This is a genomic window from Cytobacillus sp. FSL R7-0696 (assembly GCF_038006865.1).
In the GTDB taxonomy this organism is placed as follows: Bacteria; Bacillota; Bacilli; order Bacillales; family Cytobacillaceae; genus Cytobacillus; species Cytobacillus kochii.
Genome location: NZ_JBBOWA010000001.1, coordinates 495,020 through 509,512, shown reverse-complemented (window position 1 = coordinate 509,512; position 14,493 = coordinate 495,020). Strand labels below are relative to the sequence as shown.

The 14,493-nt window shown below is 36.0% G+C and carries 17 protein-coding genes; 15 read left to right on the top strand and 2 right to left on the bottom strand.

Annotated elements, in window-relative coordinates; translation table 11 throughout:
• Window positions 1-34: 34 nt before the first annotated feature.
• Entirely contained in the window at window positions 35-325 is a 291-nt protein-coding gene (locus MKX29_RS02635) for an AbrB/MazE/SpoVT family DNA-binding domain-containing protein (protein WP_095370159.1), read from the bottom strand.
• A 292-nt stretch (window positions 326-617) separates the two neighbouring features.
• On the opposite strand from MKX29_RS02635, the gene MKX29_RS02630 reads away from it, so the two are divergent.
• From MKX29_RS02630 to MKX29_RS02615, 4 genes are all read left to right on the top strand, one after another.
• The gene (locus tag MKX29_RS02630) at window positions 618-1,595 is read left to right on the top strand and encodes a ring-cleaving dioxygenase (RefSeq protein WP_289433151.1); all 978 of its coding nucleotides are present in this window, start codon (window positions 618-620) and stop codon (window positions 1,593-1,595) included.
• Window positions 1,596-1,941: 346 nt separating this feature from the next.
• Complete coding sequence (locus MKX29_RS02625) at window positions 1,942-3,108, top strand: TraB/GumN family protein (protein ID WP_341103785.1); 1,167 nt, start codon at window positions 1,942-1,944, stop codon at window positions 3,106-3,108.
• A 44-nt stretch (window positions 3,109-3,152) separates the two neighbouring features.
• Window positions 3,153-3,338 (top strand): hypothetical protein, encoded by a 186-nt coding sequence (locus MKX29_RS02620; RefSeq protein ID WP_095370157.1) that lies wholly within the window; start codon window positions 3,153-3,155, stop codon window positions 3,336-3,338.
• A gap of 126 nt (window positions 3,339-3,464) precedes the next feature.
• Entirely contained in the window at window positions 3,465-3,851 is a 387-nt protein-coding gene (locus tag MKX29_RS02615) for a hypothetical protein (protein ID WP_233435292.1), read from the top strand.
• A gap of 120 nt (window positions 3,852-3,971) precedes the next feature.
• On the opposite strand, the gene MKX29_RS02610 is transcribed toward MKX29_RS02615, so the two are convergent.
• The gene (locus tag MKX29_RS02610; RefSeq protein ID WP_224935246.1) at window positions 3,972-4,904 is read right to left on the bottom strand and encodes an aldo/keto reductase; all 933 of its coding nucleotides are present in this window, start codon (window positions 4,902-4,904) and stop codon (window positions 3,972-3,974) included.
• A 161-nt stretch (window positions 4,905-5,065) separates the two neighbouring features.
• On the opposite strand from MKX29_RS02610, the gene MKX29_RS02605 reads away from it, so the two are divergent.
• The 11 genes from MKX29_RS02605 to MKX29_RS02555 all read left to right on the top strand — a co-directional run bounded on the left by MKX29_RS02605 (window position 5,066) and on the right by MKX29_RS02555 (window position 14,478).
• Complete coding sequence (locus MKX29_RS02605; protein WP_224935727.1) at window positions 5,066-5,737, top strand: response regulator transcription factor; 672 nt, start codon at window positions 5,066-5,068, stop codon at window positions 5,735-5,737.
• Entirely contained in the window at window positions 5,730-7,160 is a 1,431-nt protein-coding gene (locus MKX29_RS02600) for a HAMP domain-containing sensor histidine kinase (protein WP_341103782.1), read from the top strand. Before MKX29_RS02605 ends, MKX29_RS02600 begins: the two co-directional genes overlap by 8 nt.
• 16 nt (window positions 7,161-7,176) lie before the next feature.
• Window positions 7,177-8,022 (top strand): class I SAM-dependent methyltransferase, encoded by an 846-nt coding sequence (locus MKX29_RS02595; RefSeq protein ID WP_341103781.1) that lies wholly within the window; start codon window positions 7,177-7,179, stop codon window positions 8,020-8,022.
• Window positions 8,023-8,274: 252 nt separating this feature from the next.
• Complete coding sequence (locus tag MKX29_RS02590) at window positions 8,275-8,514, top strand: hypothetical protein (protein ID WP_341103779.1); 240 nt, start codon at window positions 8,275-8,277, stop codon at window positions 8,512-8,514.
• Window positions 8,515-8,589: 75 nt separating this feature from the next.
• Window positions 8,590-8,793, top strand: a complete 204-nt coding sequence (locus MKX29_RS02585; protein WP_224935257.1) for a hypothetical protein — start codon at window positions 8,590-8,592, stop codon at window positions 8,791-8,793.
• Window positions 8,794-8,813: 20 nt separating this feature from the next.
• Window positions 8,814-9,107, top strand: coding sequence for a spore coat protein (locus tag MKX29_RS02580; RefSeq protein WP_251162928.1), 294 nt, complete (start codon window positions 8,814-8,816; stop codon window positions 9,105-9,107).
• A 119-nt stretch (window positions 9,108-9,226) separates the two neighbouring features.
• Window positions 9,227-10,465, top strand: a complete 1,239-nt coding sequence (locus tag MKX29_RS02575; protein ID WP_289433156.1) for a S1C family serine protease — start codon at window positions 9,227-9,229, stop codon at window positions 10,463-10,465.
• The gene (locus tag MKX29_RS02570) at window positions 10,452-11,318 is read left to right on the top strand and encodes a peptidylprolyl isomerase (protein WP_341103777.1); all 867 of its coding nucleotides are present in this window, start codon (window positions 10,452-10,454) and stop codon (window positions 11,316-11,318) included. Before MKX29_RS02575 ends, MKX29_RS02570 begins: the two co-directional genes overlap by 14 nt.
• Before the next feature lie 15 nt (window positions 11,319-11,333).
• Window positions 11,334-12,014, top strand: coding sequence for a polyphosphate polymerase domain-containing protein (locus MKX29_RS02565; RefSeq protein ID WP_306470083.1), 681 nt, complete (start codon window positions 11,334-11,336; stop codon window positions 12,012-12,014).
• A 21-nt stretch (window positions 12,015-12,035) separates the two neighbouring features.
• Window positions 12,036-12,719, top strand: a complete 684-nt coding sequence (locus tag MKX29_RS02560) for a DUF4956 domain-containing protein (RefSeq protein ID WP_289433158.1) — start codon at window positions 12,036-12,038, stop codon at window positions 12,717-12,719.
• 19 nt (window positions 12,720-12,738) lie between these two features.
• Window positions 12,739-14,478, top strand: coding sequence for a CotH kinase family protein (locus MKX29_RS02555; protein ID WP_341103770.1), 1,740 nt, complete (start codon window positions 12,739-12,741; stop codon window positions 14,476-14,478).
• Window positions 14,479-14,493 lie beyond the last annotated feature (15 nt).

Here is a 14,493-nt window from a genome sequence, read left to right as displayed (position 1 = left end):
TCATTATACTTGAGGAGCCTAGTTTCTTAATCGCCTATTTAAAATGTAACAGTGATTGTTTGTTTCTAATTTCTGTTATGAGTGACTCTGCGGCTTTTCTACTAAGTACAATTTTCCCGTCAGCTAGCACTAAATTATCATTCTCGATTTCACCCGTTATTTGACAAGCTTTACTGGCATTATACTTTTGTAATATAATTCGATCGTTTTCAACGAATATTTCAAGTGGATCCTTCTCATAAATTTCTAAAGTATTTCTTAGTTCCTTTGGAATGACTATTCTCCCTAATTCATCAACTTTACGAACAATGCCTGTGCTTTTCAAAATGACTACCTCCTATTAATGGTTGTGGATTCCACTTATTTTTTTTAATAGTTAAATATTATACAATGTTAGCAAAAATCCTTTATTAAACTGGTTACATTTATATTACTATTTTTATCGTTTTTGTCATAAAAGTTTTTTTCTGTAAAATGGCATAGAGCAATGATGATAATAGGTTGACAGAAAATCGAATTCGTGATAATTTTATCTCAAGTTAAAGATATTTTAATTCAAGATATTTAAATACTTTTAAATAATTATGTAGATATTAATTTGAGAAGGGAATGATTCGATGTTCGGTATAAAAGGCGTTCATCATGTAACTGCGATTACTAGTAGTGCAGAAAAGAATTATCAATTTTTCACCTATACTTTAGGGATGAGATTAGTCAAAAAGACTGTCAATCAAGATGATATTCAAACATATCATTTGTTTTTCGCAGATGATAAAGGAAGTCCTGGAACAGATATGACTTTCTTCGATTTCCCTAATATACCCAAAGGTGTTCATGGTACCAATGAAATTTATCAAACATCTTTCCGTGTACCTAGTGATCAGGCATTGGATTATTGGGTGAAAAGGTTTGATCGGTTAAATGTTGCCCATAGCGGTATCCAAGAGCAATTTGGCAAAAGAGTTTTGCCGTTTGTTGATTTTGATGATCAGCAGTATCAGCTTATTTCCGATGAAAATAATAAAGGTGTCGAAGCTGGGACACCGTGGCAAAATGGCCCCATTCCTTTAGAGTATGCGATTACTGGCCTTGGTCCGGTCTTTGTCCGTGTATCTAATATTGATTATTTTAAAGAAATGCTGATGAAAGTATTAGAGTTTAGAGAAATTGCCCAAGAAGATGACTTGTACTTATTTGAAGTTGGCGAAGGTGGTAATGGTGCACAAGTAATTGTTGAGTATAATACCGTTTTACCGATGGCACGCCAAGGATACGGTACCGTTCATCATGCTGCTTTTAGAGTGGAAGATAGGGAAGCAATTGATCATTGGACTGGGAGAATGGCGCAATTTGGCTATCAATCATCAGGTTTTATTGACCGTTTCTTCTTCGGCTCTTTGTATACAAGAGTGGCACCGCAAATTCTATTTGAGCTGGCTACAGACGGTCCAGGGTTTATGGGAGATGAACCATATGAGACACTAGGTGAATCGTTATCACTGCCACCATTCTTTGAATCTAAAAGAGAACAAATTGAGGGCCTAGTCAGACCAATCGATACAGTTCGAAGCACAATTGATTTTAAAAAAGAATGAAGAACTCTATGCGTATTAATTAGGATTAAACAAACGCGATCTCATTTGATCGCGTTTTTTAATTTCGTTAAAATTAATTATGCTTAAAACAATACATACTTATCTGAGTTGATTATTTTTCAAGATGATACATAACACCCACCAATTAATAGGGATACTATTCTATATGCTTTATCTAATTTGTGTGAAATACAATATGTATAACAGAAAGGAATAAGGGAATAACTTGGAGCAGTATTTTTTCAAAGAAATAAGAGAAATCAATTTTCATTTTGCATTTTCTAGTTTAGTATGGTTATATGTATAAAAAAGTACGGCTAGGTTAGATGAAGGGGAAGATCGTTGCATGTCAGAAGAAAATATCACGAGAATACATATGTATGATAAAGAATATATCCTTATTGGTACAGCACATATATCCAAAAATAGTGCGGAGCAAGTAAAAGAAGTGATTGAAAAAGAGCAGCCTGACTCCGTATGTATTGAATTAGATAAAGGTAGATATGAGTCTATCACAGAAGGTAACAAATGGAAAGATACGGATATTTTTAAGGTGATTAAAGAAAAGAAAGCAACACTTTTATTAATGAATCTTGCTATCTCCTCTTTTCAAAATCGTATGGCTAAACAATTTGGAATTAAAGCAGGACAAGAGATGATCCAAGGCATTGAATCTGCTAAGGAAACCGGAGCAAAGCTTGTGTTAGCTGATAGAAATATCCAAATTACGTTTTCTCGTATCTGGAGAGGACTGGGTTTTAAGGGAAAAGCAATGTTACTTTCGCAAGTATTTGCCGGTATATTTAGCAATGAAACGATTACAGAAGAAGAATTAGAAAAAATGAAAAATCAAGACTCAATTGATTCCATTTTAAATGATTTTACTGAGGTATTCCCACAATTAAAAGTCCCTTTAATTGATGAACGTGATCAATATTTGACAGAGAAAATAAAGAATGCGCCAGGTGAAAAGGTTGTTGCTGTATTAGGAGCAGCTCATGTTCCAGGTATCAAAAGAGAATTTGAAAAAAAACATGATCTCAAGAAATTAACGGAAGTACCACCAAAATCAAAAGCGCCAAAAGTCATTGGCTGGATGATTCCAGTAGCAATTTTAGTCCTTATTGTTCTTACTTTTCTAATGAATCCAACTGCTGGAGTACAACAAACAATTAGTTGGGCCCTTTGGAATGGAGGACTCGCTGCTTTAGGGGCTGCTATTGCATTTGGACATCCTCTTACAATATTAACAGCATTCATTGCCGCGCCGTTTACCTCATTAAGTCCGTTGTTAGCTGTAGGTTGGATCGCCGGATTTGTCCAAGCATTTATTAAGCGTCCGAACGTTCGCGATTTCGAAAACCTCTCGGAAGATGTATTTACATTGAAAGGGTTTTGGAATAATAAAGTAACTAGGATTCTCCTCATTATTGTACTATCCAACCTGGGTAGCTCATTAGGAACTTTTATTGGTGGAGCAGATGTCATTCGTTTATTTATTGATCATTTATAAGTTATACTAGAATTAGTTATGTTTATTGAAAGGAAGTATGACGTTTGAAGAAATTTCCAACAATTATTATTGTTGCTATTGTAGTTGCGATAATAGCGTTTAATATGCTGGAAGCTGATTCAGCAGAATTAGTATTACGTGATCGAACGTTGATTTCAGCTGGTGCAGGTGTATTGTCCGGAACCATTATGTGGATTCTTTTAACACTTGATAAAAAAGATAAAAAGTAATGTAAGAGCGCCTTTCTTATGAAAGGCGTTTTTTTATATGGGCTTTAGTTGTGATGTTCTCTTTTTGTCATAACAGTTGAGGTTGGTCAATACAATGAAATAACAACGAATGAAAGAGGGGACAGCATGAATACGAATAGGGTGATTACCAATGAAGTACTTGTACGCTATGCGGAGCTCAGCAGATTAAAAAAACAAATTGATGAAGAGTTAGGTGCTATGAAAAAAGTATTCAATGAATACTTTGATCAATCGGTAGGGAGAAACGAAAAAGGTGAACTCATCCTCTCCCAATATAAATTACAGCGTCAAATTAGAGTGAAAGAGCAGTACGATAGAGAGAAGACAGTAAACAAATTAGAATCTATTAATCAGCATCAACTTATTCAAAAAATACCAGATGAGAAAAAAATTCAGTCTGCACTAGATTTAGAAATTATCGATGATAAAGATTTATCTGGCTGTAAAACAACACAATATACGAAGGTGATTGTCGTTAAAGCAAAGGAATGAGGAGAAAAAATAGATGGGATTTAGGATAGTTGAAAGTATGTATTTTACACGAACAAATCCATTTTTTGAATTTGTTCGTGTATTTGGTATTGTTCTGACTATTTTTTGAACCGGCTTGTCTTATTTGAAGATGGTAGAAATTTGCTCTATTTCTTCTCCAGAAAGTTGCACTTCTAATGTTTTTAAATTATTCAACACTTGCTCGGCTCTTTTAGCACCTGGGATAATGGCGTCGATGCTGTCTTTTGTTAAATACCAGGCTAAAACTATATGGGCGACTTCCACATTTTTCGCTTGGGCAATACCTCTTAATTCATCTACTTTTGCTAAGTTATCTTCAAAAACCTCTTTTTGAAAATGTGGGGAGTTAGCACGCAAGTCACTGAATGTTGTATTTTTATCGTATTTCCCTGCTAATAAGCCAGATGCTAGTGGAAAATAAGGTATGAATGAAATATTGTTTTCTTTTGTATAAGGAAGTAGGTCTGCTTCGGCGTTTCTCTGTAATAAATTATATTCCCCTTGGTATACATCTACATAACCATCTTTATTGGCTTCTTTTAATTGATCAATAGAAAAATTAGATACGCCAATAGCTCTTATTTTTCCCGCGTCTTTCAGTTCTTTCAATGCTCCAACTGCTTCGTCTTTTGGTGTGGATTCATCAGGAAAATGGATGTAATAAAGGTCAATATAGTCAGTTTGGAGTCTACGTAAGCTATCGTCTACAGATTGTTTTAAGAAACTGGGGCTATTATCCATCACCACATCTTCTTTAACGAATTTATGTGCGCCCTTGGTCGCGATTACAGCTTCTTCACGTTTGCCTCTTTCTTGTAAAACTTCCCCAATGAGTTCCTCTGACCGCTCGGGCCCATAAATAAAGGCAGTGTCTAGAAGGTTTACGCCATTATTCAATGCTTCATGAACCAGTTTTTTTCCTTGTGCTTCATCAAGGTTGGAGTATAAATTATGTCCACCCACTGCATTTGTTCCAAGACCAATAGGATTAACAAAAAGTCCAGATTTACCTAATTGTTGTTGCGACTTCATTTACTTCACTCCTTCTTTTAAGTTAATCTGATCATAACAAATAATGTTAAGATAACAAAGAAATACGTTTGTCATTCTTTCTTTTAAGTTGACATTTACTTGACATGAAACAGAACGATAATGAATAGTAAAACATACGTGAGGAGAGTATGGTGAGTGAAATGAGAACTGTTTTAATAGTGGAAGATGAATTACCCATTAGCCAAGTGTTAAAAGTTTATTTACAAAAGGCAAACTTTCAAACTGTCCAAGCATTTAATGGAACAGAAGCAATCCAAAAATTAAATGAATATCATCCATCACTTGTTTTATTGGATGTTATGTTGCCAGATCGGGATGGATGGTCAATTCTAAAGGAAATCAGAGCGCAAATGAGTACGCCTATTATTATGTTAACCGCTCTAGGAGACGTCCAATATCGCTTAAATGGATTAAATGAAGGAGCAGATGATTATATCGCTAAACCATTTAATGCAGAAGAAGTTGTAGCTAGAGTGCAAGCGGTCTTAAGAAGGACTGGTAAAAGTGATGAAAAAATCAAGAAGTACGGTGGTCTGATAATTGATATTAGGTCTCATAAAATTACATTAAATAGTGTTGTCATTGAGCTAACGCCTAGAGATCTTGCTTTGCTCATTTTTTTAGCAGAGCATCCGAATCAAACATTTACTAGAGAACAATTAATTGAACATGTTTGGGGTTGGGAATATGAGGGAAGTGATCGAGCGGTTGACTTAGCGATTAAACGAATTAGAAAAGCATTGCATTCATGGTCTACAGAAGAAGGCGAAATCAAAACTTTACGTGGATTGGGGTATCAATTAAGTGTCTAATCAACAAAGTAAACCTAGAGACTCTCTACTTCGTTATTGGACGACTCGCTATTTACTTGCACTTTGTGTCGGACTCCTGATTATCGCTTTTTTTTCTGTCTTATGGATTAGACATACCACAGTAGAAAACCGCCTCAATATTATGGAGCTAATGGCGGAAGAAATTGCTGACCGTTTTGTGGAAATGAGTGAAGGACAGCCAATTCCCAAAGGAGATGTCCCAGGGTATTTAAATGATAGAGGACGTTTTATGGATTTAGAAAGTGATCCACTTATTTCAATTGTTGATACGTATGGAAATACTTTAACAACCAATCGGCCTCAAGATCGAATGTTACAATTTTCCGAAGTTCTCTTGAATGAGGAGAAGACTGTTCAAGAATTAAATAATGATGCAACGAAAGAAGCTTTTTATGTTGTAAAAGTACCGATTACTTATCAAGATGCGACTGTAGGCTGGGTAGTTATGCTAGAATCGAAAGCAAATTTAGCAGAAGTAAACCAAGAATATCGATTATTAGCTATGATGATTATTGGTTTGGCATTAATTGGATGGACAGCGATTTACTTCTTGTCGAAGAGATTGTCTAAACCTATTCAAGAAGTAGCAGAGGCAGCTAGGGAAATTCAAGCGGGGAATTATCAAATTGATTTAAAGGATTCATACCAAGAACAGGAATTATATGAGCTTGTTCATTCTTTTAAAGAAATGTCTAAACGGTTAGAGAAATTAGAAACCTTACGTACGGAGCTGTTAGCAGGTGTGACTCATGAATTAAAGACGCCGGTAACGTCTATTGACGGGTTATTGCAGGCTGTTCATGAAGGAGTGGTGGAAGGTGAAGAGGCAAAAGAGTTTATCAAACTGTCCATATTAGAAACTGAAAAAATGAAAAAAATGGTGGAGGATCTATTAGCTTTTAACACTTATGCGACGAATGTGATGCCAGTTCAACTACAAGAATATGAAATCAATCAATTAATTAAAGAATCAGTCTATCAATGGGAAATTACGCATGAAGTAAGTCAGGATTTTCAACTTGTTGTGTACCAAGCGAGCACGCCTTTATTTGTGCAAATTGATCAGATAAGATTACAACAAATTCTAATTAATTTACTTAATAATGCCTTCCAGGCAATGGATGGAAAAGGGAAAATCGAGGTTAAAATAGACGAGGGACCGAAGAATATCTCTATAAAAGTTAAGGATAGTGGAAAGGGAATACCTGACGAAGAAGTACCATACATTTTTGAGCGTTTCTTTCGTGGACAAGAAAAGAAGCTTCGTGTAAGAGGATTAGGTCTTGGCCTACCGTTCAGTAAATTGATAGCACAATCAATGAATGGTGATTTAATTTTAGTTAAGACATCTGAGTGTGGTACTGAATTTATGATCGAATTACCTTATCAAAAACGCAGTTAAGGAAGGATTGACCAAAGTGAAAGAACCTGATCATACAGCTGTAAGAGTGTCTTTATGGCGAGCATTACACTTAATTGTTGATGAAAAACCTTATATTTTTCAGGATAATATCGGTTTAAAACTTATTTCTCCAAACGATGATTGGCAGAAACGCCCCGATATGGATGTAACAAATACAAGTGCTTTTAGAGCATCAATTGTTGCTCGCTCTCGTTTTGTTGATGATTTAGTTGTTGAACAATGTGAAAAAGGGGTAGATCAATATGTGATTCTTGGTGCGGGGCTTGACACTTTTGCACAAAGGCATCAAGAATTATGCCCTCAGTTGACCATTTATGAAATCGATCAAGTTGATACACAGTTATGGAAGAAAAGAAGACTGGAAGAAACAGGGTACCCCATTCCTGATTGTTTAAAATTTGTGTCCGTAAATTTTGAAGAGAAACAAGGGTGGTTAGATCAATTAAAGAAGAAGGGGTTTGATGATACAAAGCCTGCCGTTGTTGTCTCAACAGGCGTGACTCAATATTTAACTATAGATGCGATTATGGATACATTGAAAATGTTTAGTAAGTTAGCAGAGGGCTCAAAGTTGGCGCTGACTTTCCTGCTCCCATTTGAAAAAATAAAAAAACAAGATGAACGGAAAGAAGTGGATGAAGCAGAAAAAGGAGCAAAAGCAGGTGGAACGCCCTTTATCAGTTTTTTCACCCCTTCAGAAATGCTAGCACTAGCTGGAGAGGCAGGGCTAAAAGATGTAATTCATCTATCATCTATAGACTTAAAAGAGAAGTATTTTCGTGAACGTACAGATCAATTGATGCTGCAAAGCGGAGAAGATTTTATTGTAGCAACGATTTAGAAGATTCCTCCTACTTATTATAAGAAATCTATTCACATTTAACCCGCAATTTCAGATTATACCTGAAAGTTTGCGGGTTTTTTCGTTCTTGGATACTCGGTGATTGAGCTGTGTGCTTTTGGAAGAGTATTATGTCAAAACGAGATAGAACTGAAAGCCGAGGATAAGACGTTAGCGCGTCATTAAGAAGGAAAAGCGGAATCGAACGCTTCGCAAAAGGTATTTGTACACCATTCAAAAGGAAAAGCGGAAATGAACGCTTCGCAAAAGGTATTTGTACATCATTCAAAAGGAAAAGCGGAAATGAACGCTTCGCAAAAGGTATTTGTACACCATTCAAAAGGAAAAGCGGAAATGAACGCTTCGCAAAAGCTGTTTGCAAGTCATTCAGAAGGAAAAGCGGAAATGAACGCTTCGCAAAAGGTGTTAGAGAGTACGTTACCAAAACCGAAAACGAGAATTAACCCAAGGTGGAACCAACCGCGGAGATAAAAGAAATAACCGTCTTATGGAATAAACATACATTTATGTTTCATACTAACAAAAAGGAGTATGGGAGGTGGCGTAATGTATCAGTTAACGACGAAAGAATTGTCGGCAATTGAAGATGAAATTCGGGCGGAGGAAATAACAGCGAAGACGTTTAACTGGTGTGCTTCTCTTTGTGAGGACGAAGAAGTAAGGGTATCATTGGAAAAATTAGCAGAGGAACATCAGTTAAGGATTGCTGAATTATCAACCTATTTCAACCGAGCGAGGAAATTACATTAATTTTAATGGAGGTGGTTTCATTGCCGAATAATATCAATGGTCGTGGATTAACAGAACGAGAAATGATGCAATTATGTTTAGAATTAGCAAAAGGAAGAGTTCCCGCTATTAGCCACACATTAATGGAAACGACTCATGATGAATTGAGAGATATTTATGAGGGGTGCTTAAAAACAAGTGCAGAAGCCCAAAGGGAAATCTTTCAATTAATGGAAAAGAAGGGATGGTATGAAACGCAACTCGCTACAGTAGAAGAAATCGAAAATGTACAAAACTTCATGCAAAATAATTTAAACCCATCTCCCTCCGAATAATATTCGGAGGTTTTTATTTCTTTTTTTACATAAAAAATTCTTTTGACATATGCCTGACACATTCACTGATTAAATTATAAAACATAGGCAAGCCAATCAAATGAAAGAAGGGATTTTTAATGAATGAATTCAATCATTTTGAAGATAATCGCGAGTATCAAGCGAAGCGAAAAAATACTTGGTTTAAAAGTGTAACAATGACTGTAGCAAGTGGAGTAATGGGCTCAGCCCTAACTTTGGGTGCAATCAATTATTTTCCTAATGAAACAAAACAGTCTACGGAGGTTGTACAGGAGCAATCAGAAACTAATGTTTCCAAAGTTAATGCTGAAACGGTATCAACTACGAGTGATGGGTCGATTGCAGATATAGTAGAAAAAGCCTCTAAAGCAATAGTGGGCGTTGTCAACATGCAAGAGCAACAAGCAAACCCTTTTAGTCATTCCACAGGCAACACACAAAGTGGGGAAGCAGTTGAAAGTGGTACTGGCTCTGGTGTTATTTTCAAGCAAACAGACAACGAAACGTATATTGTGACAAACAATCACGTCATTGAAGGAGCATCTAATATTCAGGTTTCACTGCATAATGGTGAAAAGCTTCAAGCTGAACTTGTCGGAACAGATTCATTAACAGATATTGCCGTGTTAAAAGTGAATGAAAAAGTAGACGCTGAAGTCCTTTCCTTTACTGATTCTTCAAACCTTCGTGCCGGCGATCAAGTGTTAGCGATAGGCAATCCACTAGGCTTAGATTTATCCAGAACAGTAACTCAAGGAATTGTAAGTGCAGTGGATCGATCAATTGAAGTCTCTACCTCAGCCGGAGAATGGGATTTAAATGTCATTCAAACAGATGCAGCAATAAACCCTGGGAATAGTGGTGGAGCACTTATTGACTCAAATGGGAATTTGGTTGGTATTAATAGTTTGAAAATAGCTGATAGTGGCGTAGAAGGGTTAGGCTTTGCCATTCCAAGTAATGATGTCGAGAGCATTATTGATCAGTTAATGAAGGATGGTAAAATCATTCGACCTTATCTAGGTGTTGGTTTGATGGACTTAAATCAAGTACCGCAGTTTTATCAAGAACAATTACCGAAAAATGTAGAAGAAGGTGCCATTATTACCCAAGTAGAGGAAGGTTCGACAGCAGAAAAGGCGGGGTTGCAAGCTGAGGATATTTTAGTTTCAATTGGTGATCAAACCATTACAACCGCTAATGACTTAAAAGAATCTCTTTATAAAGATCTTTCGATTGGCGATAAGGTTAAAATAGGTTTTTATCGTGATGGGGAAAAGAAAACAGTAGAAGTAACGTTACAAGGAAATGGGGAAAAGCAAGTTGAAACAGAATAAATTATTGATTGCCACTGGTTGTATGTTTGTTGCTGCTGTCGTAGTTGCTGTTGTTTTATACAATAGTCATTCAAAAGCAGCGACAGTCAATGGAGAAAATATAAGCAAAGATGATTTGTATGAAGCGTTAATGTCTCAATATGGCACTTCTGTTCTAGATACATTAATATCTGATCAAATTGTTCTTCAAGAAATGGATAAGGAGAAGGTAACTGTAACTGAAGAAGAAGTGGCTGAAGAAATGGATGCCTATATGGAGCAATATGGGGGAGAAGAGGCATTTAAAGAAGTGTTAGATGAAAACGGGGTATCCTATGACTCTATAGAACATAATATCGAAATCTATTTAGGCTCAAAGAAATTGATCACACCAGGAATTGAAATTACTGATGATGAGATGGAAACATACTTTGAAGAAAATAAAGAAAGTTATGCTCAGGCAGAAGAGATAGAAGCAAGTCATATCCTAGTGGAAGATGAGGATACTGCCAAAGAAGTAAAACAAAAACTCGATGATGGTGACGATTTCTCAGAATTAGCAGCTTCTTATTCAACCGATGATTCAAATAAAGATAATGGCGGTGAATTGGGGTATTTTGGAGAAGGTGAAATGGTAGAAGCATTTGAAGAAGTGGCTTTTGCTATGGAAGTGGACGAAGTGAGTGATCCAGTTAAAACAGATTATGGTTATCACATTATTAAAGTAACAGATCATAAAGAAGCGAAAGAAGCCAATTACGAAGAAGTGAAAGAAGAAATAAAAGAGACTTTAATAGAGTCTAAGCTTTCAAGTGAATATACGGAATGGCTAAATGAGAAGTACGAAGAATATGAGATTAAAACGTATATCTAAAGGATGTGTTCGATTTTGAAAGGAAGGAAAGAGCTTAAACATGAAATCTCAAAAATGGATGGGGTTTTACTTAAAAAACGCTTAAGTTACTTTATGAATACGGACCCTCATTCAAATGGGAGTGGGGGATATAATGTTCGTAGCGTATACTTTGATAACTTTGAAAACAAAGCTTTAATAGAAAAAAAAGAAGGCTATATGAACCGTGCAAAATATAGGGTTCGCACATATAATGATGATTTTGACACAATTAATCTAGAAAAGAAAAGTAAGAAGAATAATCTGACCTATAAAGAGAAATGTAGGATGACAGCAGAAGAATATGAGCTTATTAGAGCTGGCGATATTTTATGGATGGAGAATGATACCAGACCATTAATGAGGGAACTTTTCCATAACATGGTTCGTTATCAATTGAAGCCAGTAACAGTTGTCGATTATGAGAGGGATGTTTATATCTATCCATATGGTAATGTCCGTTTAACTTTTGATAGCAATATTCGTACAAGCTTAAGGAATCCTGACTTTTTAAATACAACAATGCCTATGGTACCATCCCTTGATCATCAATTGATGATACTTGAAGTCAAGTATGATGAATACATTCCCGATGTCATTAAGATGCTTCTACAAATGCTTGATCGCAGGAAGGGTACGTATTCAAAATATCAATTAAGTAGAATGTATGGATTATAGTGAGAATAGGAGAAGAGAAGAATGGAAAGTGTGAATTTTTCAGATATATTTAAATCAAGCTTTTTAGAAAAAACGGAGAGTTTTTCAATTATAGACTCTCTGATTGGTTTATTCATGGCCTTTGCGATTGGACTATTTATTTATGCAGTTTATAAGAAGACATTTTCAGGTGTGATTTATTCACATACTTTTAATATATCCCTCATCATAATGACCATGGCTACAGCATTAATTATTATGGGAATTTCCTCAAATGTCCTGTTATCACTAGGTATGGTTGGTGCTTTGTCCATTGTCCGTTTTCGTACACCAATTAAAGACCCAATGGATCTTGTTTATCTTTTTTGGGCGATTGTTGCCGGTATTCTTTGCGGAGCAGGCTTTATTCCATTAGTGATTATTGGTAGTTTATTGATCGGTCTCGTACTTGTATTGTTCGTTAACAAAATTACGATTCAGAACCCTTACTTACTCATTGTAAAATATGGGGGTGAAGGTGTGGAATCTCAACTTGAATCGCTATTATCAAAGGTCACTAATAAACATATGATGAAATCCAAATCTATCATGAATGGTAATCAAGTAGAAATTACTTATGAAGTAAGAATGAAAAAAGATCAATCTCAAGTGGTAAATAATGTAACGAACCTTAGCGGGGTAGAATCGGCTGTAATGTTAAGCTATGACGGTAATTTCACAGCGTAAATGAACAGGAGAAAGGAATATGATTAAACGCAAATATGTCGTTCTCGTTTTTCTAATGTTGGCTGTTTTATTTGTTGGTATTCTATTCTTTCTACCTTATTTACTTCCAAAAGGGGAAGTAGTTGATCACTCTTACGTTTCAAAAGTATTCAATAAAAATAAAGTGACTCAAGTTGAGTTAACCCTTGCAGAAGATGATTGGGAAGATGTATTAGAGAATCCGACGGAAGAAGAATATAAGATGGCAAATGTGACGATAAATGGAACTAAATTGAACCAAGTAGCTGTTCGGACAAAGGGGAATTCTTCCCTTTCTTCCGTTGCTAGAATGGAAGATTCTGATCGTTATAGCTTCAAAATAGATTTTGATTACTATACTGATCAAACTTTATATGGATTGAAAAAGTTGAATCTAAATAACCAATTTAGTGATGCTACGCAAATGCGAGAATATTTATCGTATCAATTAATGGAGAATATGGGGTTACCCACACCTGCTTATTCTTATATGTATGTGACCATTAATGGTCAGGAATGGGGATTATATTTAGGTGTTGAACAAGTAGACGAAGTGATGCTTGGAAGATATTTTGAAAATCCATATGGATCATTGTACAAGCCAGATGGTACAAATAGTGACTTGAAATGGGTAAGTGATGATATTGATGATTACTCAGGTTTAAACTTGAAATCAGAGGAGCAAGATGAACAAGCGTTAATAGATATGTTAGATAGTATCAATAATGGTGGCGATTTAGAAGAAACCTTAGATGTGGATCAAGTATTACGATATTTTGCAGTAAATACGGCTGTTGTTAGCATGGATAGTTACCAAGGACAAATGAAGCATAACTATTATTTATATGAAAATGATGGTAAGTTCTCAGTTATTCCGTGGGACTATAATATGGCATTTGGTGGCTTTGGAGTTGGTATGGCATTTGGTGGACAAATGAATGGAGATTTCTCAGCTGCTGAAGAAAACCAAGGTGAAGACAAACAAGACCAAGCACCACAAGGCGGAATGGACAACTTCACCGGTGGCATCGGAAATAGTGATTTATTGAGTGAAGATACGATTAATTTCAGTATATCTGAACCTATAGCTGGTACTACCTTAGAAGAAAGACCGTTACTTAATGCACTATTATCTAATGAAGAATATAAAAAACTATATGAAGCGTATCTTAAACAGATAGCCGAAGAATATATGACAAAAGAGTCTTACCAAAATACAACTACACAAATTAGTGCATTGATTCTTCCTTATGTCGAACAGGATCCTACCAAGTTTTATACAACAGAAGCATTTCTCGAAGCGGTGCAGGGTGATGAGAGTTTACCAGCATTTGCTGAGGCGAGATCAGAATCGATACTTGCTCAGCTCTCAGGTGAATTAGAAGTAGAATCACAAGCTTCTGAAGTTAATAACATGTTCCCTGGCCGAGCGAGTGGTGATGACCAGGAAGGTCAAGAAGGAGGAGAAGGATTTCAACCACCAAATGGAAATAAAGGAAACGCTGATGGTGAAATGCCTGAACGTCCGCAAGGCAACGGAGATTTTCCGCAGGGAGGAGATTTTGAGCCACCTGAAGGGTTTGAAGGTATGCCTGGCGGTGAGGGACATGGACAAGGACAAGGAGAGCAACCTAGTACAGTAAAGTTCAAAACGTCAGCAATCATCTTGTATGTGGGCCTAATCACAGCTTTATTAGGAACAACTTTTTTTATCTTCCTGTTTAAACGAAGAGGAAGATAAGTAAATGCATAAATA

Coding starts and splice junctions, on each gene's coding strand:
- MKX29_RS02630 (WP_289433151.1), top strand. CDS start 618: ATGTTCGGTATAAAAGGCGTTCATCATGTAACTGCGATTACTAGTAGT.
- MKX29_RS02625 (WP_341103785.1), top strand. CDS start 1,942: ATGTCAGAAGAAAATATCACGAGAATACATATGTATGATAAAGAATAT.
- MKX29_RS02615 (WP_233435292.1), top strand. CDS start 3,465: ATGAATACGAATAGGGTGATTACCAATGAAGTACTTGTACGCTATGCG.
- MKX29_RS02610 (WP_224935246.1), bottom strand. CDS start 4,904: ATGAAGTCGCAACAACAATTAGGTAAATCTGGACTTTTTGTTAATCCT.
- MKX29_RS02605 (WP_224935727.1), top strand. CDS start 5,066: ATGAGAACTGTTTTAATAGTGGAAGATGAATTACCCATTAGCCAAGTG.
- MKX29_RS02590 (WP_341103779.1), top strand. CDS start 8,275: ATGAACGCTTCGCAAAAGGTATTTGTACATCATTCAAAAGGAAAAGCG.
- MKX29_RS02585 (WP_224935257.1), top strand. CDS start 8,590: ATGTATCAGTTAACGACGAAAGAATTGTCGGCAATTGAAGATGAAATT.
- MKX29_RS02575 (WP_289433156.1), top strand. CDS start 9,227: ATGAATGAATTCAATCATTTTGAAGATAATCGCGAGTATCAAGCGAAG.
- MKX29_RS02560 (WP_289433158.1), top strand. CDS start 12,036: ATGGAAAGTGTGAATTTTTCAGATATATTTAAATCAAGCTTTTTAGAA.
- MKX29_RS02555 (WP_341103770.1), top strand. CDS start 12,739: ATGATTAAACGCAAATATGTCGTTCTCGTTTTTCTAATGTTGGCTGTT.